Raw genomic sequence first — 20,908 nt, 5'->3', positions numbered from 1 at the left:
GCTAACGGCGTTTTTTGTTATTTTACAGACTGATTTTCAGTACTGGGGCGAGTGAACCAAGGCTCTCTAGCATCCATTACGTCATAAAGGCTGTACTTGCGACCTAATGTTTGGCCACCATCGCGAGTCAGCGGCATCCAACTGATTGTCGCACGGCTATGGGTTGATTTAATGGTCATCAAATCAAATGGGACAGATACGTAGAAACCTTTAGTAAAACTGCCCTCACCATATTCTTCCGCTGAGAGGTTAGTCTTAGTTGCAAAGGCTCCTACGATTACGCCGCTATCGAATTGTTTCGAGAAATCAACCGTTACCCCTTTATCCTCGGCCAAGTACTGGCCGGCACTGATCCTTAGTAAAGTATTGGGTAACCAGTCAGGTTGATAATAGACAGATGCATGACCTGTTATTGTACCGGTTTGCACTCGATAGGGGCGGTTAGTGAGTGAGTCAAATTGATGCTCATCATCAAAGAAGCCTAGCATGCTGTCAGGATCACGTTGTTTGACATAATTCATATCGACACCAAAAGCCCATTGGCTGTTAAGTGGTCGATAGAGAACCTCTGTGCCCACACCACCATACATCATTTCTAAATAGCCGCCGTAGGCTTGGAAAGAAATGTTGTCGGTTAAATTATCCATCCATGTCAGTTGCAGGTTATTTACCCGAATTGGATTATCATGAATATATTGACGAACTAGGGTGCGAACACGTTTTAAGTCAGTGCCATCGGGTGGAACTTCGTATAAAAACTTATCAAAGTTATCGTAGAGGTTAAGATACAGAGAGCTTGAAAACTCAAAGTTATCGGTAAAGCGGTAACTTGCACTACCTGTCATTCCAATACTAAACATATAAAACCCTTCGGAACCACCGAAGGATTGAGACATGGTGGGTGAAACATCAAAACTAAGCTTATCTAACCAATCTTTATCAGTATTATTGACTAGTTGTCCATGAGGTAAGCTTGGGATACTCACTAGAGTTGCATCGGTGACTTTGGCATTGAGGTAGCCATAACTTGCGACATGGGCAAACTTCTGGGCATCAATACGGGTTTCCGTTATAGGTTGACTATAACGAGTCTCAATTAGTCGATACTCTTTAATAAAGTTGGCATCAGTATTGTTGGCAAGAATGGTGGCAGCTCTTTTATGCGCTTCATTTCTATCGCGGAATTTTGTCTGTTCACCTACAACGGTAATGCTTTCATTATCAAGGTAAATTTTTGCGTTTGCGTAACCAGCAATAGTTTGTAAATCCTGAGCAACTTTATTCCAATCCACTTTAATATCAGGCATGGTTTGGTATGAGGCAGATAAGAGGTCGGAACCTTGCGCTTCGTCATCTTTTACTGATAAAGCTTTTATATTTTCAATATCTTGAGATGGTTTAGTCGTGTCTGCATGTCTAGATGTTTCTGTCGGACTATGCGTTAATGGCGCAGCAGGAAGCGGTTTATATTTTGCGGCTTCTGGATCACGTTTAATCTGCGACAAGGTATTAAAATTTGTTTGCAGACTAAAACCGAGCGTCCACGTATTACCGCGCTCATAACTTAAATGCAGATCTCCCCAGTCTCCAAAACGATAGAGCATTCCATAGTTAAATCTACTGTCTTGCGGCATGGCTATGCCACCGCGAACCACAGGGAAATCCGATTGATAGTCGTTGCCATCGTATTCGACTTTTAAGCGAAGTGGTTCCCAAGGAGTTTGGTATTCAACGCCACCAAAGAGTGCCGCGCAGCCTTTAAACCAACGCTGATAATCAACAGTGCCACCTTTACCCCCATAAGAAGTATCTCTATCACAGTTGTAATTTAGATCCTTTTTATCGGAAGTGAGATTACCGCTGTTACCGATATAGCCCCAACCTATACCTAGAGTAAAATCGAGTGGACCGACGCGCTTTGTCGCAGCAATAAATTCACCATCAAATAAACCTGTACCACCAAAGTCTCGCACGCCAATGGAGGCTTCAGGGAGCCAGTTACTTTCTTCGAGTAGACGAATCTTAAAATCGATCCCTTTATCCGTGTATTTAGTATTACCACTAAAGCTAGGATCGCTACTGTAAAGTAGGTCTTGTACTAAGGTGTAGCGAATAGTGGTTTCAAACCAAGGGAAGAGCTGCACTGAAGCGCTAAAATGTTGATAGTCATCGTTGTAAGTAGTGGCAAAGTTAAATTCACCTTCAGGTGCCATACGTCCTGTTGGCATCTGCATTAGCCCAACACCACCAAAATCTGACTGTGATGGTAACAATGTGGGATAGGAAAATTCATCGGCGTTAACATGTAATAAAGGTAGCAGTGCTAAGGACAGCGCTGATAAACGCCCGAACGCATGCAAAGTGGGAGTCGAGTTTTTCATTACAGAGCCCGATTTTTGAGTAATTCAATAATGTTGTTGTTTAATGTGCTGTAGCCGTCAAAGAGAGCTGAAAACTCAACAAAGAGTACTGCACCAGGAGCGATATCCTGAGCTTGATGATTCCAATAGGCGATAGGTTGGCGAATAGCGTTACCATCGGGTTGAATTATCCATACAAAGCTATTTTCTGCATTATCGAGTAAACCTGCTTGCTTCAAGTAATTTTTACTACTGGCTCGCGATTGCCACTCTTGTTCACCGGTTTGTGCCACGGCACCAACTACAGTGACTGTTGTTGGGGGGGGGGGCAACACTAATAAAAATTGACCGTCGATAATGGGGTTATAGGCATCGGTAATGCGAACTAAATCGAGATCTAACGGCTGATTAACTCTTTGTCCTAGTTTAATATTTCGGAGGAACTGTGCAAATTTGGAAAGCTTCGCAATATACTGACTATTGTCAGCTTGCTGTCCCATATTTGCCAATTGCTGCAATACATGCTGGCGAGTGGCTTCTAGTTTGGCTGTATTTTGTAGATCTAGCAAAGCTGCGCCTAACCAGTAAACCGATATAGCTTCGTCTCTTGTAGTTTGATTATAAAGTGGAAGCTGTGCTAATCCATCCTGTACAGCTTGCCCTACTCGAATCGCAGAGGGATAGGTAATTTGTAGCTGCGGCGAATTCGAGGCTGAGGTGCTTACAAACAGTTGAGTATTGGCTTTAGCGGTAGGTAAAAACACTGAGCTGATAAGCAGCGCCAACGGGGTGATATAGGATCTCATCATGGCTCCACTAAGTAGCAAAAGGCTTAAGTAAGGTGATATCAACAAATGGCTGATTAGGCGTAATCTTCTGACGACTCTTAAGGACGTTACCATTTTGTGGATCTAGCCAAAAATCATTTTGGTATTCGATATTGAGGGCTTCCACAGAGACATTTTCACTAAAATGTAGAGTTTGAGTGGACGAACCATTAATTAGAATATTTTCGTCGGCAATAAAATTAAATTCTGATTTTGCTTTGTAGCCGTAATGATAACCGGGTTGCCAATCTAGTGTGCGAGTCCAGGTTTTGGGTGTACTGCTTAAATGCAAACCTAGTAGTAAAGGGTCAGGCTCATCACTTTCGACTGCACTTAAATTACCTGTGAGTAGATTGTGGGTTTTGACTAAGCGGCCGTTAACTGTAACTAACATACCTTTATCTGCTGATAACCATTTTAGTTCTAGTGCTTCAGGTGCCTTTTTTACTGGCGATAGCCTGGTTTTAGGTTCCGCAAAAGCTAAAACCACAAATGCCTGAGGTGTATCTTCAATTTTTACATAGATACTGGCATAAGGATTGGCAGATACTTGCTCAGGGGAAAGCACCACATCTTCACTTCCTAAAAAGGCGAGTTTGGCGGTTTCGTTCAAGGCATTAATTCGTTGGCTGCAGCCCGAGAGCCCTGCAATTATTGCCGAAATGGCAAAAACGGGTAAGATTTTTTTATATACACGCATCCGAGTTGCTTATTCTCAATAATGGTAGATGAACAATGTAGATATATGTGGTTGTGATTTCAAGCTTTCACTTTTTTACTTAGAACATTTGAATGCTTTAAAAAAAACAACCGCCAAAAGGCGGTTATTAGCGATATGTACTAACTGATAATTAGTTAGATGACACTGATGTAGAGTTGCTGTTAGATGTAGTGATTGGGTTGCCTTCTGAACCATTTGCAGCAACTAAACCACCAGCTACTACGGCACCCGCTGCGATACTACCTGCAACGATAGTACCAGTAGCGCCACCAGTAGTTGTACCACCAGTAGTTGTACCACCAGTAGTTGGGTTAGCGTTAGCAGCAACTGAACCTAACATTGAAATAGCAGCAATAAGTGCTAATGAAGTTTTTTTCATCGTGATTCCCTTTTAGAAAAAATTAACCTAATTTTTAGCTAATCTAGTACAGCATGATAGGCGATTCAACTTAAATGATCAATGTTAAATCTGTTTCACTATTCAAACTTTAGACTGATTTGCTGCCGATTCGCCTTCAAATAATCCTTAATTTAGAATGGGTTTGCCACATTCACGGGGTAACTCTTAGGCGACTCCTATTTTATACCACGCCGAGGGTGGTGCTTCAAATCGATTTATTTGGCGATTTATAACAAGCGCTAAGCCATACCTCATGCCAAATTAAAAAACGCTTTTATCTCATCCATTTGAGCCATGCCATCTTTATAGCCCAATTCTATCAATGCACTGGTGTAGGATTTCTCAAACAAGAGGTAGGACACAATACTCGAGTCTGACTGCCTGTCGATACCGATAAACCCTAGTAAGGTTTTAATTGCCCAAGGCATATCATCATAGAAACGGGCGGCGATTTTACTTAGGTCTTCACTGGGTTTTATCACTAAGGTTTGTATGGGATGTAATGACAGTTGAGTACGACTCTCTTCGGGAATGAGCGACAGTGTATGGTTAATCCGCTCTAGGCGCTCAAGATCGCTATTTAAGGTATCGGAAAAGATAGTATCCAGCAGATGACCCGCAATGGTCGCTGTTTTCGGATGATATTCTAGTTCCATCGGAAAATGCTTATGGGGACTGTCTAGGTTGATCACCAAAAGCTTATTAGCCCCCAAATGAATGGGACTTGAAAGTGGCGCCAGCTGGTGGACTGAGCCGTCACCATAATAAGCTTGATTAAGTTTAATTGACGGAAACACCATGGGAATCGCCGAGCTTGCCAAAAGGTGTTCGGTATTTAACATCCGCCGCTCACCGCTGCGTCTGGCGCGAGTCCAGTTTTCAATATCCCGCGAAGCTTGAAAAAACGTCACCGAGCGCGAGTTGTTATAGCAAGAAGTATCGACACTGAGCGCCGTCAATGCGCCGTTGCGGATATTGCGATCGATTCTTTTAAAATCGATGAGTTCATTCAGTAAATGCCGTAAAGGCTCGTTATCGAGCAGGCTGCCAGCGTCGGTATTCACCTTATCATCCTGCAGGCCTTTGAGTGCCATCTTGGCTAAATGACTTAACACGCCGGGGATGGAGGCGCGATATACCTTTCTGGTTTCAAAATGGCGCCAAACCCATTCGAGTTTTTTGACGCCTAAGTGGAAGCAGGAGGCGTGGGTGGCAATGGAGGTGCCATTAATCGCGCCCGCAGAGGTGCCACAAATGATTTTAAATGGCACACCATGGTTGCGCGGATAAAGCTGGACCAGTGCTTTTAACACTCCCACTTGATAGGCGGCTCGAGCGCCACCGCCACCGAGAACTAATGCTGTTGATGTTGGCAATCTTATGACTCAACGACTTGTTATTATGATTTTATTAAAGCAATGCCTTATCTAAAAAAGCAAGTCTGAGCAGTTACCTCAATGACATTTCTTTAGTTTGTCTTGAGTGGACTCGTTGAAGGCAATCTGTTTTTGGGACGAGAATAAAAAACGCACTTGAGGGAGACTCAAGTGCGTTTGCATCTATATCGCGAGAATCTTATTTAAGCATCTGCTCAAACGGACCGTGTCGGCGCACTAAGTCCGGCGCAGTAAGCCTTGCTTAAGCTTGCAGATTCTTTAAGAAATCGACGATTTGGTCGAATGGCACATCTTGCTTTTCACCGGTGCGGCGGTTTTTGTATTCAAATACGCCAGCGTCGATATTGCGATCGCCAATCACCACAGTGTGTGGAATACCAATCAGTTCCATATCGGCGAACATGACGCCTGGGCGCTCTTTACGGTCATCCAGTAGCACATCGATACCCGCAGCACTTAAATCTTTGTATAACTGCTCGGCGATATCGGTGACGCGGTGTGACTTGTGCATATTCATTGGCAGAATGCCCACACTGAATGGGGCAATCGCTTCTGGCCATACAATGCCGCGATCATCGAAGTTTTGCTCAATGGCAGCTGCCACGATACGGCTCACGCCAACACCGTAACAACCCATCAGCAGCACTTGTGATTTACCGTTCTCATCGAGAACAGTCGCATTCATTGATTTAGAATAGTTAGTACCGAGTTGGAAGATATGACCCACTTCGATACCACGCGCCATAGCGTAAGTACCTAAACCATCTGGTGTTGGCTCGCCTTCAACCACGTTACGGATATCGGCTGCTTGTGCCAGTGGCAGATCGCGCTCCCAGTTGATGCCAAAGTAGTGTTTGTCATCTTGGTTAGCGCCAGCGGCGAAGTCGCTCATCACGCTAACACTGTGGTCGATGATGATAGGCATGTTCAGGCCGACAGGGCCTAATGAGCCAGGACCTGCGCCAATGGCATCACGGATCAGGGCTTCTGGGGCAAATTCTAATGGTGATGCAACTAAATCTAACTTGTCTGCCTTGATTTCGTTCAGCTCGTGGTCGCCGCGTACAATCAGCGCAACCAATGGGGCTTCTTCCGTCGCACCTTTCACAATCAAGGTTTTCACTGTCTTAGTGATATCTAAACCGAATTGCTCAACTAATTCAGCAATGGTTTTTGCATTTGGGGTATCGACTAAACGTAATTCTTCAGTCGCCGCGCCACGCGCTTCGGTTGGCATTGGTGATTCGGCTTTCTCGATGTTAGCGGCATAGTCGCTGCCAGTAGAGTAGGCGATTAAGTCTTCACCGCTTTGCGCCAATACGTGGAACTCGTGCGACATGCTGCCACCGATAGAACCTGTGTCCGCTAAAACTGGGCGGAAGGCCAAGCCCATGCGCGACAGAATGTTGCTATAGGCTTGATACATAGCCTCATAGGTTTCATTCATGGTATCCACGTCCAAATGGAAAGAATACGCATCTTTCATCAGGAACTCGCGCGAACGCATTACGCCAAAGCGTGGGCGCACTTCGTCGCGGAATTTGGTCTGGATTTGATAAAGATTCAGCGGTAATTGCTTGTAAGAGCTGACTTCTTTACGGATTAAGTCGGTGATTACTTCTTCGTGGGTTGGTCCCAGAACGAAGTCACGGTTATGGCGGTCTTTAAAACGCAGCAGCTCAGGACCAAATTTGTCCCAACGACCCGTTTCTACCCATAAATCAGCCGGTTGCACCATAGGCATTAGGATTTCAATCGCGCCCGCTTTGTTCATTTCTTCACGAACAATGGCTTCGACTTTACGCAATACACGCAGGCCCGTGGGCAGATAGCTGTATAGACCTGAAGCGTTACGGCGGATCATACCCGCACGTAGCATTAATTGATGGCTGATGACTTCTGCATTCGCAGGTGTTTCTTTTTGAGTAGAAAGTAGGTATTTGCTAACGCGCATTACCGATGTCCAAATTTGAGTTGAATGGGCGCCATTTTATCACCTGCTTCGATGATGTCACCTATGGATTGAGGTTAAATTCAATCAGCTGCAGACAAATGGCTGTTTTCGTTTTACAAAGTGTGCCGCGTCGCCACAGAGGGCGATGCATACAGATAAAGCTAAGTGAGTTATTTATTCCGCCTATCGCCAATCACCCGAGCGGGGTTGCCCGCGACGATGGCCCATGCGGGAACATCTTTAGTGACAATACAGCCCATGCCAATTACAGCATGGTCGCCAATGGTGACACCATCGACTATCCCTGCCTGTGCGCCAATCCACACATCTTTACCTATCACTATGCCTTTAGAGTTTGAGGCTTGTTGATAAATGGGCGTATCGGGCGCCATGCCATGATTAAACGCATAAATAGTGACGTGGTTAGCAATGCGGGTTTGGGAGCCAATCTGAATGCCCACTCGGCCGCCATCGAAGGAGCAGCCGTGATTGATGGCAACTTCATCACAGAGCGTGATAGGGCCGTGCAAAAAGCATTCAGCGGCAATCATACAGCGATTACCGATTATTATATCGCGATTTGGCTCGGCAAATAATTGTGCCTCGGGCGCAATAAAACAGTTTTCGCCAATGGTCACGGTTTCGAGGGCGCAAAGGTTGGCTTGCACTTCATCCTGCCAAGGTTTGGCCCAGACTAAGTGTTTTTCTTTGAGCGAAAAATACAGCCAGGGCATCCAAGATAGACGCTTTTTATGTTGGCTTTGATAATCAGGCAAGGCCGTTGTGATTGGCGTCTGCATTTAGCCACATTTCCCCGGTTTGAGTTCTAATACCTCAATGTATTCCCGTTCATCCTCATCGACCGCCATCCGCCAAAAGATATCTAAATCATACAAAGCCACTTGATATAACTTGGGGTCATCTTTGGCTTTTTTATAGGCGGGGCGAGGGTCTTGCCCCAGCACGCCGTGAATGAGTACGGCTAAATCGGTATAGGCGTCCTGTTTACTGTAGGCATCAATCTGGGTTGCGGCGAGCTCTGAAAACACCACGCTGATAAGTTTTGGCGCTTCTTGCGCGATACCGCCGACGGCACCTTCAATCGAATCCGAGAACGGAATATAGGGTTTGATATCGATAATGGGTGTGCCATCGACAAGATCCATGCCCGAAATCTCCAGGCACACTTTGCCTTTACGTTGCACTACCCCGTGGAGTTTGACCACGGATTGACCTATGCCATTCGGACGAAAGGTCGAGCGAGTCGCGAATACGCCGAGTTTTTCATTGCCGCCCAAACGGGGCGGGCGTACGGTCGTTTTCCACCCTTGGGCGAGATTTTCATGGAAACAAAACAATAACCAAAGGTGGGAATATTGCTCTATACCACGCACGGCATCGAGATGATTGACATGGGGCTCCAGCTCAACATAACCGCGCGCCTCCACCAAACCGGGTTGCCGTGGAATGCCAAATTTTTGTTTATAGGGAGTACGGCAAGTGGCGACAGCGGTAATCTGGTTGGTAAATGTCATGCAAAAAATACCTAAACGAAGGGCAACAACCCAAACTCAGGTGGTCTAGGTTGTTAAGTACATCAATATTGGCGTGCAGTATACACGCTTTGAACTAGTCGGCAGAGGCCATTTTTATGGCTTGGCCAACGCAGAGGGCACGGCTGACGCAGCCTTGGGCTGCTTCTTCCATCATCACACATTGTTTGATGATGATACCATTGGCGCCTTTATCGGCTGCCGCACGGCGGGCTTCGGTTCGGGCTTCACTTAAGGAAGCGGGCACTGCATTCACATCGGCTTGGCAAGATTCACCCTGTACCAAACCTTTTAATTCGTAATGGCCTTTAGGCAAACTATCGCCCTCAAACAACGTGACATCTCCCGCCTTGAAGTAGTCATTAATCGCCTCGCCGTCCAAATTGCTGTTAAAACTGTAATCGCTGGCACAGGCGCTAAGCAGTAGCACTAATGCACTTGAGAGGATGATTTTCATGGTTTGACCTGAGATTAAGGGTAAATAAGCGCAGTCCAACGGACTGCGCGGTATCGAGCGATTTATCTGAGCAAATTCTAGCGCTTAAGATACTTTTGATAAAGCTGCTGGTGGCGATTATTCAGATCTATTTGCCGTCCTTCAATCCAGATCGCATCAATTTTGTTGCTCATGGGGTCGAGGATATCTCCGTCACTCAGCACAACACTGCCCTGATAACCGACGGCGATGGCTCCTAAATCGGCGATCCCCAGCAGTTTTGCTGCATCTAAAGTCACCGATTTTAATGCTTGCTCGGGCGTGACGCCGTAAGCGGCACTGTAGCCCGCGGCATAGGGAAGGTTACGACTGTTCCAATCAGATGAAAATCCAAGGGCATAGGGAATGCCTGCACTTGCTAGCAACGAAGGGATTTTAAAGGGTAAATCCACGGGTTCATCTTTACGTTTGGGCAGACTCAGGGTGTGCGGATAAATCACACTGGCGTTCACTTCCCTTAAGCTTGAAGCGAGTCGCCATGCATCATAGCCACCGACAATCACCAATTTAAATTGATATTTTTTAGTCAGGGCAATGACTTGCTCAATTTGGCTGACGTTGTCCGCATGGGCAAATAGCGTGGCCTTACCTTGGTACAGGGGCAACATGGCCTGCCAACGTAAATTGGTTGTCTTGGCCGAATCCTTTGCCTTATGGCTTAAAAAGTAGCGATAGCCATCCTCAAAGGCTGTGGTCAGTTTATCTATGGCCTGCTGATTTTTTTCAATGGCCTTAGCTTTTTCCTTTTCATCCTCTGGCATACGCTTGATTTGCGGCCAGTAAACATGGAATTGGCCTTCGCTTGGTTGCAGGGCGTCCTCAATCGTCCAAGCATCGAGGTCGACGACTACAGATTGGCCCGCGAGTCCGTCGCCACTGGGGACGATTTGTGCGTGGGTGATGCCATTGTAGCGAATGGTTGGCAGCAGCTCTGAATCCGGGTTGTAAGCCGTTGCCGCGCTGATTTGCGGATTAAAATCTCCGACTTCAGCATTATCGACGGTTGGGCGCACCATCTCGATTTCGACTAAACCAAGACTGGTATCGAGCGCGATAAGGCCGGGGTATAAGTGTTTGCCCGTAGCATCAATGACCTGCGCTTGGCCATCAGCGCCGTTGACGCTTAGCTGTGGCCCGATGGCGCTGATTTTACCTTGCTCAATCAACACATCGGTATTGGTTAATGTCCCTTGGCTGACAGTATGCACTGTGGCGTTTTTAATCAACACGCTCTGGGTTTGCTTGACCGCAGGGACGAGATTATGTGCCTGGGCTGACAGCGTGATCGCCAGTGTCGACAGCAGCAAGCTAGTGGGTAAGTGCTTCATTATTTTACTCCCTGATGATGTTGGCCCCAAGCCTGATAATGGGTATCGCAGTGCCATTGAGGTTCCTTAAGCGGTGTAACTTTTTCACCCGCCTTGGCGTTATCATCACTACTGAGAATTTTTTGGATAAGGGCGGCGCGCTCTGCGACGACCTGCTGCTGGGCAAGCTGGTCTTGGTCGCGATCGAAGTAGCGTTTGCCTTCGACCCAGGCCTGGGTCACCTTGGCGTAAATCGACAGCGGCTCGGCGTTCCAAAGCACGATATCGGCCATTTTGCCTGGGGTGAGTGAGCCAACATACTCATCGACTCTGAGCTGTTTCGCCGGGTTGATGGTCACCATATTCCAGGCGTCTTCCTTAGACATATCGCAATACATCATTGACTTAGCCGCTTCTTGGTTAAGTCTGCGCTGCATTTCGTAGTCGTCAGAGTTGATGCTGGTAAGCACGCCCTGTTTTTGCATCAGGCAGGCGTTTTGTGGAATTGCATCATAGACTTCGAACTTATAGGCCCACCAATCGGCAAAGGTCGAGGCGCCTGCGCCATGGGCGGCTAGTTCACTGGCAACCTTGTAACCTTCGAGCACGTGGGTAAAGGTTTGCACCTTAAAGTGATAGGCTTCGGCTAATCGCAGGAACATTAATATTTCTGACTGCACATAGGAGTGGATATGCACATCGCGCTGCTGCTTTAACACTTCGGCGACCGCCTGTAGGCGATAGCTTGGGCGCGGCGCAATGGTTTTCTTCTTCTCACTGCTGCGTAAGTCATCGTAGTCCTTCAGCGCTTTCTCATAGGCGATTGCGGCATCGAAGGTTTCTTCAAATAAGGCTTTAACGCCCATGCGAGTCTGCGGGAAGCGCTGAACAAACTTCTCGCCCCAGTTACTCTGTTTGACGTTTTCGCCAAGGGCGAATTTGATACTGGCAGGGGCATTGGCAAATTTAAGCTGTTCAGCACTCTCACCCCATTTCATCTTGATTAACTGGGATTGGCCACCAATTGGGTTAGCGCTGCCATGGAGTAATTGTGCGCTGGTGACGCCGCCCGCGAGTGCGCGGTAGATGGAGATATCTTCGGGATTGATCACATCGCCAATACGCACCTCAGAGGTTACTGCATCTGTACCTTCATTAGTGCCACCATTGATAGCAATATGGGAATGCTCATCGACGATACCCGCAGTTAAGTGTTTACCCGTTGCATCGAGTACTTGATAACCCGAAGGCGTGCTGAGCTGCTGACCGATTTTTTCAATTCGGCCATTGGCCATTAACAGATCCGCATGTTCCAAAATGCCCTGTTTATCCGAGGTCCACAGGGTGGCATTTTTAATATGGAGTTTTTCGGCTTTTGGCGTCTCGCTCAAACCATAGGCAACATTAGGGTAGGTGAGTTGACTGACTAAGGTTGGTGCGGAATCGGTTTTAGGGGTGCCTTCTTGTTCCGTCTTTGGACTCGAAGCGATAGCAATACCCGCCACATTAATACTGCGACTTTGGGCGTCCACCATGCGGCCTTGAATACCATCTTTAGCGAGCCAGAGGGTAAAACGGCTGATGCCATGTATGCCCGCATCGCTTAAATCGGCGTTAAAGCTTACGCGGCCGTCGTCTTCAAGCTGAAGATTGGTGAGTGTAATGCTCTTCTCACCACTACTCAGTTGACCTTGGAAGGCGGTTTTGCCCGCTTTGCCCGTTTCTTCAAGGTTTAGATCTAAGGTGAGATTATTCAGCGTGAGCTGATAATCGCCCAAGAGTTTGGCCTGTGGGAGTGAGCGAATGGACTGCTCTTTGCCTTGCAGCCAGACACTGTAAATCTGGCCATCTTTAAAGATATTGCCCTTAGTAATCACAAAGTCGGCCATATAGCCGGGAGCAAGTTTACCGACGAACTCGGCCGTACCCGTCATCTCGGCGGCTTGAGTCGTCAGCGCGGCGAGGGCCTTGTCCTCACTCAGTCCCTGGGCGATGGCTTGACGTAGGCGAGGCCAAAATGCCTCGGTCTTAATGCCAAATTGGGTAAAGGCAAAAGGGATGCCTGCATTAGCCACTGCTGCTGGGTTTGTGGGGGCGCGCTCCCATTGTCTGAGTTCTGCAAGGGAGACTTCACGGTCGGCATCATCGGTACCCACATCCGGTGCCTGCGGATAGTTGAGCGGCAGGATCAGAGGATAATTCAGGGCCTTTAATTCATTGATGCGCGCATATTCTTGACCACTTGCGAGTAAGTTGGCGGGCTGTTGATGTTCTTTGAGCAGGTTCGCGGCGCGCAGCAAATCGTTGAGATTTTTTGTTTCAAAGACGATTTGTTTCTCGGCTAAGTTATCTAAGCGTTCGAAGGCAATATTAAATTCAATTTGAGGGTTTGCCGAACTATTAACCGATTTGTGCTTATTTTGGTTATACCAGTTAGCATCGGCAAAGGTTTGTCGGATAAGAGCAATACTGCCCATCAGAGAATTGGGATAGTCTTGTTCAGACGTGCCTTTATCGAAGGCCATAAAAGGTTGGCTGCGAGCACGATAAATCACCTCGTTGGCGGTTTTATCGGCTAATGAAAGGCTAACGCCTGTACCGCGGAAAATACCGTCGAGTTTACTGCTTTGCACGCTGGTAAAGCCGTTATTGATCCAATCACGTGCGCGTTCTTTATTTGGGTAAACGTAATTAAACCATTCTTTTTCAGCGTGAATTGCACCATTTTCGGCATTACCACCGATACGTTTAATATCATATACCGGACGAGTCAGCCCCAATTTGGGATATTCAAACTCGATACCATAATCGGTAAAGGGATCGATAAAACCGGGATAGATAGTATAGCCACTGAGATCAACCTTTAATGCCGCTTCTGGGATATCCCCTTTTTCAATAATGGCTTTGATCCGATTATTTTCTACTAATAAAGTGGCATTTGTGAGTCGCTTCCCTGGCGCCATGATTAATTCAGCATTAGTGAAGGCCGTTAACTTATTGACGGGGGAGATGGGGTTGGCCTCGGCAAAAATGTTGTGGGATACCAAACTACTTATAATGCCGCAGCTTATTATTATCTTATTGTTTATCTGCATTTTTTATTCACTTAGACGGAGGGTGAATAAAGAGTAACCCAAAGCAGATGTAAATACTAAAGCTGAATTGTAACGCAATTTAAGCATTTGCTTGAATGCAATGACGGGGATTCATTCAGGCATAAAAAAGCTCGCAGGGCGCGAGCTTTTTTATGTTACTCAGTGGTAATAGCAAACGGCTATTACAAACACTGTATTGGATTAGATTAAGAAATCATCCATAGAACGGCCTTTATTGACTTCGTTCTTAAATACCGTTGGCATACGACCTTGACCAGTCCACTGGATCACTTCGCCGTTAACTTCAATTTGGTATTTTGCTGGACGTGGAGCGCGTTTTTTACCTGCAGCTTTAACTGCTACGCCACCTAAGTCGTCGATTGATAAACCAACTGCTTCCATTTGTTGGCGGATTTCTTCGATTTTGGCATTACGCGCAGCAATAGCTTGCTGTTCTTCTGCCTCCATTGACTCACGCTCAACTAAAATTTTATCTAGCTTAGCCGCTAAATCACGCAGTTCTTCAACGCTGAGATCTTTTACCGCAGCTTTAAAACGACGACCGTGAGTTAATATCTCTAAAAATTCGCTCATATCTATTTTCGTCCCACTCTATTTTTATTACAGGATAATGGTGAACAACAGCTAAATGATAGAAAGTAATATAGCTCGAATCAAATAAAATTATGCAATAAACAGAAATTAAATATTATTTAATTTTTGAACTTTTTAAATATGGCAGATAAGTGTTCAAAAATGTGGCCAATACCACAGTCTTAAAAAATGCAAACAGGCGTTTGAGTTTAGTTGACGTTAACGTTAACAGGACGTAAAGTGGCTCTATCCTGCATTGGTGATGACCAATGTTTTGTCCATGTACATGAAAGTGTAGGAAGGAAACCCTATGAAAGTATTGGTGCCTGTTAAGCGCGTAGTTGATGCCAATGTGAAGGTCAGGGTAAAAGCTGACAACACCAGCGTTGATACCGCAAACCTCAAAATGGCGTTGAACCCTTTTTGTGAAATTGCAGTAGAAGAAGCGGTTCGTTTAAAAGAAGCGGGCAGTGCTACTGAAGTAGTGGTCGTCAGTATCGGCAATAAAGCCGTTCAAGAACAATTACGTACCGCGTTAGCATTAGGTGCTGACCGTGCGATTCACATTGATACTGAAGAAGAGTTAACCCCAGTATCGATTGCCAAATTACTCAAAGCCGTACAAGAAAAAGAACAAGCGCAATTAGTGCTGTTTGGTAAGCAATCTATCGATGGCGATAATAACCAAACTGGCCAAATGTTTGCGGCATTAACGGATATGCCACAAGCCACTTTTGCTTCTGAAATCAAAGTCGAAGGTCATTCAGTGCAAGTGGCTCGCGAGATAGATGGCGGGATGCAAACCTTAAGTCTGCCGCTGCCAGCTGTGGTCACTGCCGATTTACGTTTGAACGAACCTCGTTACGCCTCATTACCTAACATCATGAAAGCTAAACGTAAGCCATTAGATGTGCTCACTGTTGCGGATTTAGGGGTGACGCTAAAAGCCCATCAAACTGTGGTGAAGGTGACGCCACCTGCCGAACGTAAGGCGGGCATCATGGTTGCGTCGGTAGCTGAGCTGGTTGAAAAGTTAAAGAATGAAGCGAAGGTGATCTAAATGGCCATTTTAGTATTAGCAGAACACGATAATGCGGCACTGAAACTGGATACCGCAAAGGTTGTCACCGCCGCGCGTGCGATTGGTGATGATGTGCATGTATTGGTGGTTGGCCACCAATGTGGCGCCGTGGCGCAAGCTGCGCAAGCCCTACAAGGCGTCGCTCAAGTATTGGTCGCCGATAACAGTGCCTATGAGGCGCATTTAGCCGAAAACGTAGCTAAATTGCTGGTGGACTTAGCACTAAACTACAGCCATATCCTCGCTGCAGCATCGAGCGCTGGCAAAGATACGCTACCGCGTGTGGCCGCCTTGTTAGACGTTGCGCAAATTTCTGAAGTGATTGGCGTAGTGAGCAGCAACACCTTTGTTCGCCCGATTTACGCAGGTAACGCTTTAGCGACAGTACAGAGCCATGACGCGATTAAAGTGATGACAGTCCGTGCCAGTGCCTTCGATGCGGCGGCGCAGGGCAACAGTGCTACAGTTACCACCTTAGATAAAGTGTTTGAAGCCAAAACTCAGTTTGTATCTCAATCATTGACCGTTTCTGCGCGTCCAGAGTTAGGTAATGCGGGTATTATCGTTTCTGGTGGCCGTGGTATGGGCAGCGGTGAAAACTTTGGTATGTTAGAGCAATTGGCGGACAAACTCGGTGCCGCTGTTGGGGCATCTCGCGCCGCGGTTGACGCAGGCTTTGTGCCTAACGATCTGCAAGTGGGTCAAACCGGTAAGATTGTGGCACCAAATCTCTACATCGCAGTGGGGATTTCGGGTGCGATTCAGCATTTAGCTGGGATGAAAGACGCCAAGGTGATTGTGGCAATCAACAAAGATCCTGAAGCGCCAATCTTCCAAGTGGCCGATTATGGTCTCGAAGCCGACCTGTTCGACGCCGTTCCAGAGTTGATTTCAACTCTAGGTTGATTTTATCCGTGATCTAAGTCAAAGTAAGCGGCTTTGCGGTGGCAACTGCTTAGCCGCTTATGTTTTTATGTGCCTCACGCCCGTGCATGGGCGTTCTTAGAAGTAGAGGCGCGCCAAATATCAGTAGTGATCAGTAGGGTGATTCCGTTGATCGTTCACGAAAGGATTTGGTGCCGAAGTGGTTTGATTTATCACGATCAACTGCTGGGGTTGTGCCGAATAGGTACAACACTGCCATAGTATTTTCTGATACGGATATTAGGAATAGTTACTATGGAGCGCTACTGATAGGACAGGTGATCTTGGGTATCTATTGCCTTTTCCCACCAGTTCAGTCGCCCTCCATTCGTATTTTGACGAAGAAATAATCAATGACTGTAGTAAGTTACGCCGATTCGGCACTTTCTCTGCTGCCGCCTGTGGTCGCAATTGTGTTGGCGATTTTCACTCGCCGCGTTCTCCTTTCCCTCGGTTTAGGTATTGTGATTGGGGTGTTATTACTCAATCAATTTTCACCTGTTGCCAGCGGTGAGTTTTTATTTAACAGTGTAAAAGGACTTTTTTGGTCAGAAGATGGCGTAAATTCTTGGAATTTATACATTCTCGGCTTTTTAATTGTCTTAGGGATGATCACGGCATTAATTACCGTTAGTGGTAGTGCAAGGGCATTTGCCGATTGGGCGCGCCTGCATATTCGCAATAAACGAGATGCCAAATTACTGACCATGTTTTTAGGCTGTGTTGTCTTTATTGACGATTATTTCAATAGCTTAGTCGTTGGTTCTGTCGCAAGGCCTGTTACCGACCGTTATTATATTTCCCGCGCTAAGTTAGCCTATTTATTAGATTCAACGGCGGCGCCGGTTTGTGTTATTTCGCCGGTATCCAGTTGGGGCGCTTATATTATTGCGCTGATCGGCGGCATATTAACCGCCCACGGTTTTGCTGATTCTGGTCATTTGAGTGTGTTTATTCAAATGATCCCTATGAATTTCTACGCTATTTTCTCTTTATTACTATTACTTTGCGTTGCATTTATGGGCTTAGATATTGGCCCTATGCGTGAGCATGAATTAAATGCTCAGCGCGGTAATTTATATGATGAGAATAAAGGATTACCGCCCGGAGCGAATGCCGATTTACCCGAAGCCGAAACGGGTAAGATCCTTGGTTTATTCTTACCTATTACCGTGCTGGTATTTGCGACCCTGTATTTTATGATCGACAGCGGTGCCCAGGTATTAGCGAAAGAAGGTATTGAATTTAATATTATTTCAGCTTTTGAAAAAACCGATGTTAGCTCATCACTGTTCTTTGGTGCCCTGATTGGTTTAGCGGTTGCGCTGGTACTTAACCTAGTACAAGGCGTTGAAAAGTCGATGGTCGTCAAAGGCGTGGTGCAGGGCGCTCGCTCTATGCTGCCTGCGATTTACATCCTGTTATTTGCATGGACTATTGCCGGCGTGATTGGCCAGCTTGAAACCGGTAAGTTTATGGCAAGCCTCGCCACAGGCAACATTCCCTTTGCCTTCTTACCTGCGTTGATGTTTGTGTTAGCGGGTCTAACGGCGTTTTCTACCGGCACTAGTTGGGGCACGTTCGGCATTATGCTACCGATTGCCGCCGATATGGCGATGGGCAGCCATACAGCCATGATGTTACCTATGCTAGCTTCGGTTTTGGCGGGCGCGGTATTTGGTGATCACTGCTCACCGATTTCGGATACCACGATTTTGTCGTCAACAGGCGCGAGCTGTCACCATATCGACCATGTTGTGACTCAGTTGCCTTACGCTGTGATAGTGGCGCTGATCAGCATGGTAGGTTATGTGGTGCTTGGTTTTACAGAATCGGTGAATGCGGGACTGTTGACCTGTGGCGTGCTGTTTGTCTTAAGCATTGTGTGGTTACGACTCAAATCCCAAAGCAACGCGAAATAAGCCTGACTTCAGCAAAGCGGTTTATTCGCGAGTCTTCATTGTGAATTTACTTAACATTCAAAACAAATCAGCCAGCATTATGCTGGCTGATTTTTTATCTATCACACATCCCAAATTACAGGGCGGTGTTGAGTCCACGGCGGTTCAATAACCCTTCGGTGGTAGGCTCTTGACCACGGAAGTTTTTGTAAGCTTCCATTGGTGCAATGCTGTTGCCCACTTCGCGAATCGTCTTGCGGTATTTCATGCCGATTTCACGGTTTAAGCCACCTTGAGTTTGCACGTAAGCGTAGGCATCTGCCGCTAAAATCTCACTCCACATGTAAGCGTAGTAACTTGCTGAGTAACCACCCGGGAAGGCGTGGGCAAAGTAAGTTGACTTATAACGTGGTGGCACGGCGGTGATATTTAAGCCGTGTTTTTTCAGCGCATTGGCTTCAAATGTCGCTACATCTTGCAGTGGGGCATCTGGGCTTAATGAGTGCCATTCCATGTCGACGAGCGCCGCAGCCATATACTCTAAGGTATCGAAGCCTTGGTTAAAGCTGCCGGATTTGAGCAGTTTTTGCAGCAAATCATCTGGAATTGGCTTACCTGTTTCGTAGTGTTTGGCGTAGTTGGCTAACACTTTAGGATGGGCTGCCCAGTCTTCTTCGAATGTTGATGGGAATTCCACAAAGTCACGGGAGACAGAAGTACCCGCCAAGCTTGGGTAAGTCACCTTAGAGAACATACCGTGGGTACCATGGCCCATTTCGTGGAACATAGTGGTCACTTCGTTGTAGCTGACGAAGGTCGGTTGTCCCTCTGGCGCCTTCTTAATGTTCATCACGTTGACCACGACAGGCTTAGTGCCTTCGAGGAAGGATTGACCCACGAACGAGCTCATCCATGCGCCGCCGCGTTTGCCTTCACGGGCAAAGTAGTCGGCATAGAAAATCGCCATGCTTGAACCATCGGCATCAAACATTTCGTAGGCTTTCACATCCGGGTGGTACACGGGTAAATCTGGGCGCGGCTTTAAGGTGACACCATAGAGTTCTTTGAGGGTGTAGAACACGCCGTCTTCGAGTACGCGGTTAAATTCGAAATAAGGGCGAATGCTATTGGCATCGAGGGCGTATTTCTCTTGGCGAACCTTCTCTGCGTAGAATTCCCAATCCCATGGCGCGAGTTCAAACTTGCCGCCAGTCTTGTCGATCATCGCTTGGATATCGGCCGCTTCTTTTTCGGTATTGGCGACGACGGCTGGCACCATTGAACCAAACATGCTGTATACCGCTTCAGGCGTTTTTGCCATTTGTGGTGCGAGGCGGTAGCTGGCCCAGTTTTCATAACCTAAGAGGGCAGCGCGCTCGGCACGTAACTGCGCTAAGCGAGACACTAAAGATGCGGTTTCGTTTTCACCCGTTAAGCCACGGTTTGCCGAAGCTTCCCAAATGCGTTGGCGCAGTTCACGGTTCTCTAAAGAGGCGAGCACAGGCTGGCGAGTGGTGTTGGTGATGTTGATTAGGTACTTACCTTCGTGGCCTGCGGCCTTGGCATCGTTTGCTGCCGAGGTGATTTCGCTGTCAGTCAGGCCCGCCAGTTGCTCTTTGTTATCGACAACGATGGCGATTTCTTTGGTTAAGCGCAGTAAACGTTGTGAGAACTCGTTGGTCAGCGTCGATTGCTCTTCGTTCAGAGCGCGGATCTTCATTTTCTGCTCATCGGTCAGCTTAGCACCGGCCATGATAAAGCGTTGGTGATACACCTCAATCAAACGTACCGCTTCAGGCGTTAAGCCTAAGTTATTGCGGTCGTTATAAATGGTTTCAATACGGGCGAATAGCGCTGGATTGAGGTTGATGTTATCTGAGTGCGCTGCCATTTTCGGGGCCATCTCACCTTGGATTTTACGCAGGGCAGGATTGCTGTTTGACCCCGCGAGGTTGTAGAACACGCTCGATGCTCGGGTCAGCAGGGCACCGCTTTTTTCCATGGCGACAATCGTGTTGTCGAAGGTCGGAGCGGCAGGATTGTTGGCAATGGCCAAAATCTCTTGATAATGCTCTTTAATGCCTTGCTCTAATGCGGGCTGAAAATGCTCGTCTTTAATGACACTAAAATCAGGCGCTTGGTATTGCAGCGTGCTGGCTTGGAACAGAGGATTTTGGGTTTGAACTGCGGTCACATTCGTCGCTTTAGTCTCTTGAGTGCTGCAGCCTGCGAGTGCGCCTGTCATCAGTGTGGCGCCAATGGCGATGGCAATAAAACTTTTACGCATAGTTGAGTGAT

General features: G+C 46.9%; 16 protein-coding genes and 1 riboswitch. Of the genes, 3 read left to right on the top strand and 13 right to left on the bottom strand.

All coding sequences use genetic code 11. From position 1 onward, the window contains the following. Nucleotides 1–17: 17 nt before the first annotated feature. From M0415_RS18655 to M0415_RS18600, 12 genes are all read right to left on the bottom strand, one after another. Nucleotides 18–2,381 carry a YjbH domain-containing protein gene (locus M0415_RS18655; protein WP_249554596.1) on the bottom strand — a complete coding sequence of 788 codons (2,364 nt, stop codon included), beginning with the start codon at nt 2,379–2,381 and terminating at the stop codon, nt 18–20. Next, entirely contained in the window at nt 2,381–3,166 is a 786-nt protein-coding gene (locus tag M0415_RS18650; RefSeq protein ID WP_249554598.1) for a capsule biosynthesis GfcC family protein, read from the bottom strand. The genes M0415_RS18655 and M0415_RS18650 overlap by 1 nt, the downstream gene beginning before the upstream one ends. Before the next feature lie 10 nt (nt 3,167–3,176). Further along, nucleotides 3,177–3,887 (bottom strand): YjbF family lipoprotein, encoded by a 711-nt coding sequence (locus M0415_RS18645; RefSeq protein WP_249554600.1) that lies wholly within the window; start codon nt 3,885–3,887, stop codon nt 3,177–3,179. 151 nt (nt 3,888–4,038) lie between these two features. After that, a complete protein-coding gene (locus M0415_RS18640; RefSeq protein ID WP_249554602.1) occupies nt 4,039–4,287 on the bottom strand; it encodes a hypothetical protein in 249 nt (82 codons plus the stop codon). A 272-nt stretch (nt 4,288–4,559) separates the two neighbouring features. Continuing rightward, nucleotides 4,560–5,684, bottom strand: a complete 1,125-nt coding sequence (locus M0415_RS18635) for a patatin-like phospholipase family protein (protein WP_011622128.1) — start codon at nt 5,682–5,684, stop codon at nt 4,560–4,562. 262 nt (nt 5,685–5,946) lie between these two features. Further along, on the bottom strand, nt 5,947–7,659 hold the full coding sequence (locus M0415_RS18630; RefSeq protein WP_011622129.1) for a proline--tRNA ligase: 1,713 nt from the start codon (nt 7,657–7,659) through the stop codon (nt 5,947–5,949). Nucleotides 7,660–7,829: 170 nt separating this feature from the next. Continuing rightward, nucleotides 7,830–8,459 (bottom strand): acyltransferase, encoded by a 630-nt coding sequence (locus M0415_RS18625; protein ID WP_249554604.1) that lies wholly within the window; start codon nt 8,457–8,459, stop codon nt 7,830–7,832. Further along, on the bottom strand, nt 8,460–9,194 hold the full coding sequence (gene tsaA / locus M0415_RS18620) for a tRNA (N6-threonylcarbamoyladenosine(37)-N6)-methyltransferase TrmO (protein ID WP_249554606.1): 735 nt from the start codon (nt 9,192–9,194) through the stop codon (nt 8,460–8,462). 94 nt (nt 9,195–9,288) lie between these two features. Next, the gene (gene rcsF, locus M0415_RS18615; protein ID WP_011622132.1) at nt 9,289–9,669 is read right to left on the bottom strand and encodes an Rcs stress response system protein RcsF; all 381 of its coding nucleotides are present in this window, start codon (nt 9,667–9,669) and stop codon (nt 9,289–9,291) included. Nucleotides 9,670–9,746: 77 nt separating this feature from the next. After that, nucleotides 9,747–11,036: an amidohydrolase gene (locus M0415_RS18610; protein ID WP_249554608.1), complete on the bottom strand. Its 1,290-nt coding sequence runs from the start codon at nt 11,034–11,036 to the stop codon at nt 9,747–9,749. Further along, nucleotides 11,036–14,110 carry an amidohydrolase family protein gene (locus tag M0415_RS18605; protein ID WP_249554610.1) on the bottom strand — a complete coding sequence of 1,025 codons (3,075 nt, stop codon included), beginning with the start codon at nt 14,108–14,110 and terminating at the stop codon, nt 11,036–11,038. The genes M0415_RS18610 and M0415_RS18605 overlap by 1 nt, the downstream gene beginning before the upstream one ends. Before the next feature lie 201 nt (nt 14,111–14,311). Then, nucleotides 14,312–14,704 carry an H-NS histone family protein gene (locus M0415_RS18600; RefSeq protein ID WP_011622135.1) on the bottom strand — a complete coding sequence of 131 codons (393 nt, stop codon included), beginning with the start codon at nt 14,702–14,704 and terminating at the stop codon, nt 14,312–14,314. 310 nt (nt 14,705–15,014) lie between these two features. Here M0415_RS18600 and M0415_RS18595 point away from each other — a divergent pair, with 310 nt between their 5' ends. From M0415_RS18595 to M0415_RS18585, 3 genes are all read left to right on the top strand, one after another. After that, the gene (locus M0415_RS18595) at nt 15,015–15,764 is read left to right on the top strand and encodes an electron transfer flavoprotein subunit beta/FixA family protein (protein WP_011716473.1); all 750 of its coding nucleotides are present in this window, start codon (nt 15,015–15,017) and stop codon (nt 15,762–15,764) included. Next, entirely contained in the window at nt 15,765–16,691 is a 927-nt protein-coding gene (locus M0415_RS18590; protein WP_249554612.1) for an electron transfer flavoprotein subunit alpha/FixB family protein, read from the top strand. It begins immediately after the preceding gene. A gap of 95 nt (nt 16,692–16,786) precedes the next feature. Beyond that, nucleotides 16,787–16,983, top strand: a riboswitch (Lysine riboswitch). A gap of 79 nt (nt 16,984–17,062) precedes the next feature. Continuing rightward, entirely contained in the window at nt 17,063–18,631 is a 1,569-nt protein-coding gene (locus M0415_RS18585; protein WP_248967228.1) for a Na+/H+ antiporter NhaC family protein, read from the top strand. 115 nt (nt 18,632–18,746) lie between these two features. Here the strand turns inward: M0415_RS18585 and M0415_RS18580 are convergent, their stop codons facing one another. Beyond that, nucleotides 18,747–20,897, bottom strand: a complete 2,151-nt coding sequence (locus M0415_RS18580; RefSeq protein ID WP_249554614.1) for a M3 family metallopeptidase — start codon at nt 20,895–20,897, stop codon at nt 18,747–18,749. Nucleotides 20,898–20,908 lie beyond the last annotated feature (11 nt).

The sequence above is a fragment of the Shewanella sp. 10B genome (assembly GCF_023475885.1).
GTDB classification, from domain to species: Bacteria; Pseudomonadota; Gammaproteobacteria; order Enterobacterales; family Shewanellaceae; genus Shewanella; species Shewanella mangrovisoli.
This window is presented reverse-complemented; position numbering and strand designations above follow the sequence as displayed.

Coding starts and splice junctions, on each gene's coding strand:
- M0415_RS18655 (WP_249554596.1), bottom strand. CDS start 2,381: ATGAAAAACTCGACTCCCACTTTGCATGCGTTCGGGCGTTTATCAGCG.
- M0415_RS18650 (WP_249554598.1), bottom strand. CDS start 3,166: ATGAGATCCTATATCACCCCGTTGGCGCTGCTTATCAGCTCAGTGTTT.
- M0415_RS18645 (WP_249554600.1), bottom strand. CDS start 3,887: ATGCGTGTATATAAAAAAATCTTACCCGTTTTTGCCATTTCGGCAATA.
- M0415_RS18640 (WP_249554602.1), bottom strand. CDS start 4,287: ATGAAAAAAACTTCATTAGCACTTATTGCTGCTATTTCAATGTTAGGT.
- M0415_RS18630 (WP_011622129.1), bottom strand. CDS start 7,659: ATGCGCGTTAGCAAATACCTACTTTCTACTCAAAAAGAAACACCTGCG.
- M0415_RS18625 (WP_249554604.1), bottom strand. CDS start 8,459: ATGCAGACGCCAATCACAACGGCCTTGCCTGATTATCAAAGCCAACAT.
- tsaA (WP_249554606.1), bottom strand. CDS start 9,194: ATGACATTTACCAACCAGATTACCGCTGTCGCCACTTGCCGTACTCCC.
- rcsF (WP_011622132.1), bottom strand. CDS start 9,669: ATGAAAATCATCCTCTCAAGTGCATTAGTGCTACTGCTTAGCGCCTGT.
- M0415_RS18610 (WP_249554608.1), bottom strand. CDS start 11,036: ATGAAGCACTTACCCACTAGCTTGCTGCTGTCGACACTGGCGATCACG.
- M0415_RS18605 (WP_249554610.1), bottom strand. CDS start 14,110: ATGCAGATAAACAATAAGATAATAATAAGCTGCGGCATTATAAGTAGT.
- M0415_RS18600 (WP_011622135.1), bottom strand. CDS start 14,704: ATGAGCGAATTTTTAGAGATATTAACTCACGGTCGTCGTTTTAAAGCT.
- M0415_RS18595 (WP_011716473.1), top strand. CDS start 15,015: ATGAAAGTATTGGTGCCTGTTAAGCGCGTAGTTGATGCCAATGTGAAG.
- M0415_RS18590 (WP_249554612.1), top strand. CDS start 15,765: ATGGCCATTTTAGTATTAGCAGAACACGATAATGCGGCACTGAAACTG.
- M0415_RS18585 (WP_248967228.1), top strand. CDS start 17,063: ATGACTGTAGTAAGTTACGCCGATTCGGCACTTTCTCTGCTGCCGCCT.
- M0415_RS18580 (WP_249554614.1), bottom strand. CDS start 20,897: ATGCGTAAAAGTTTTATTGCCATCGCCATTGGCGCCACACTGATGACA.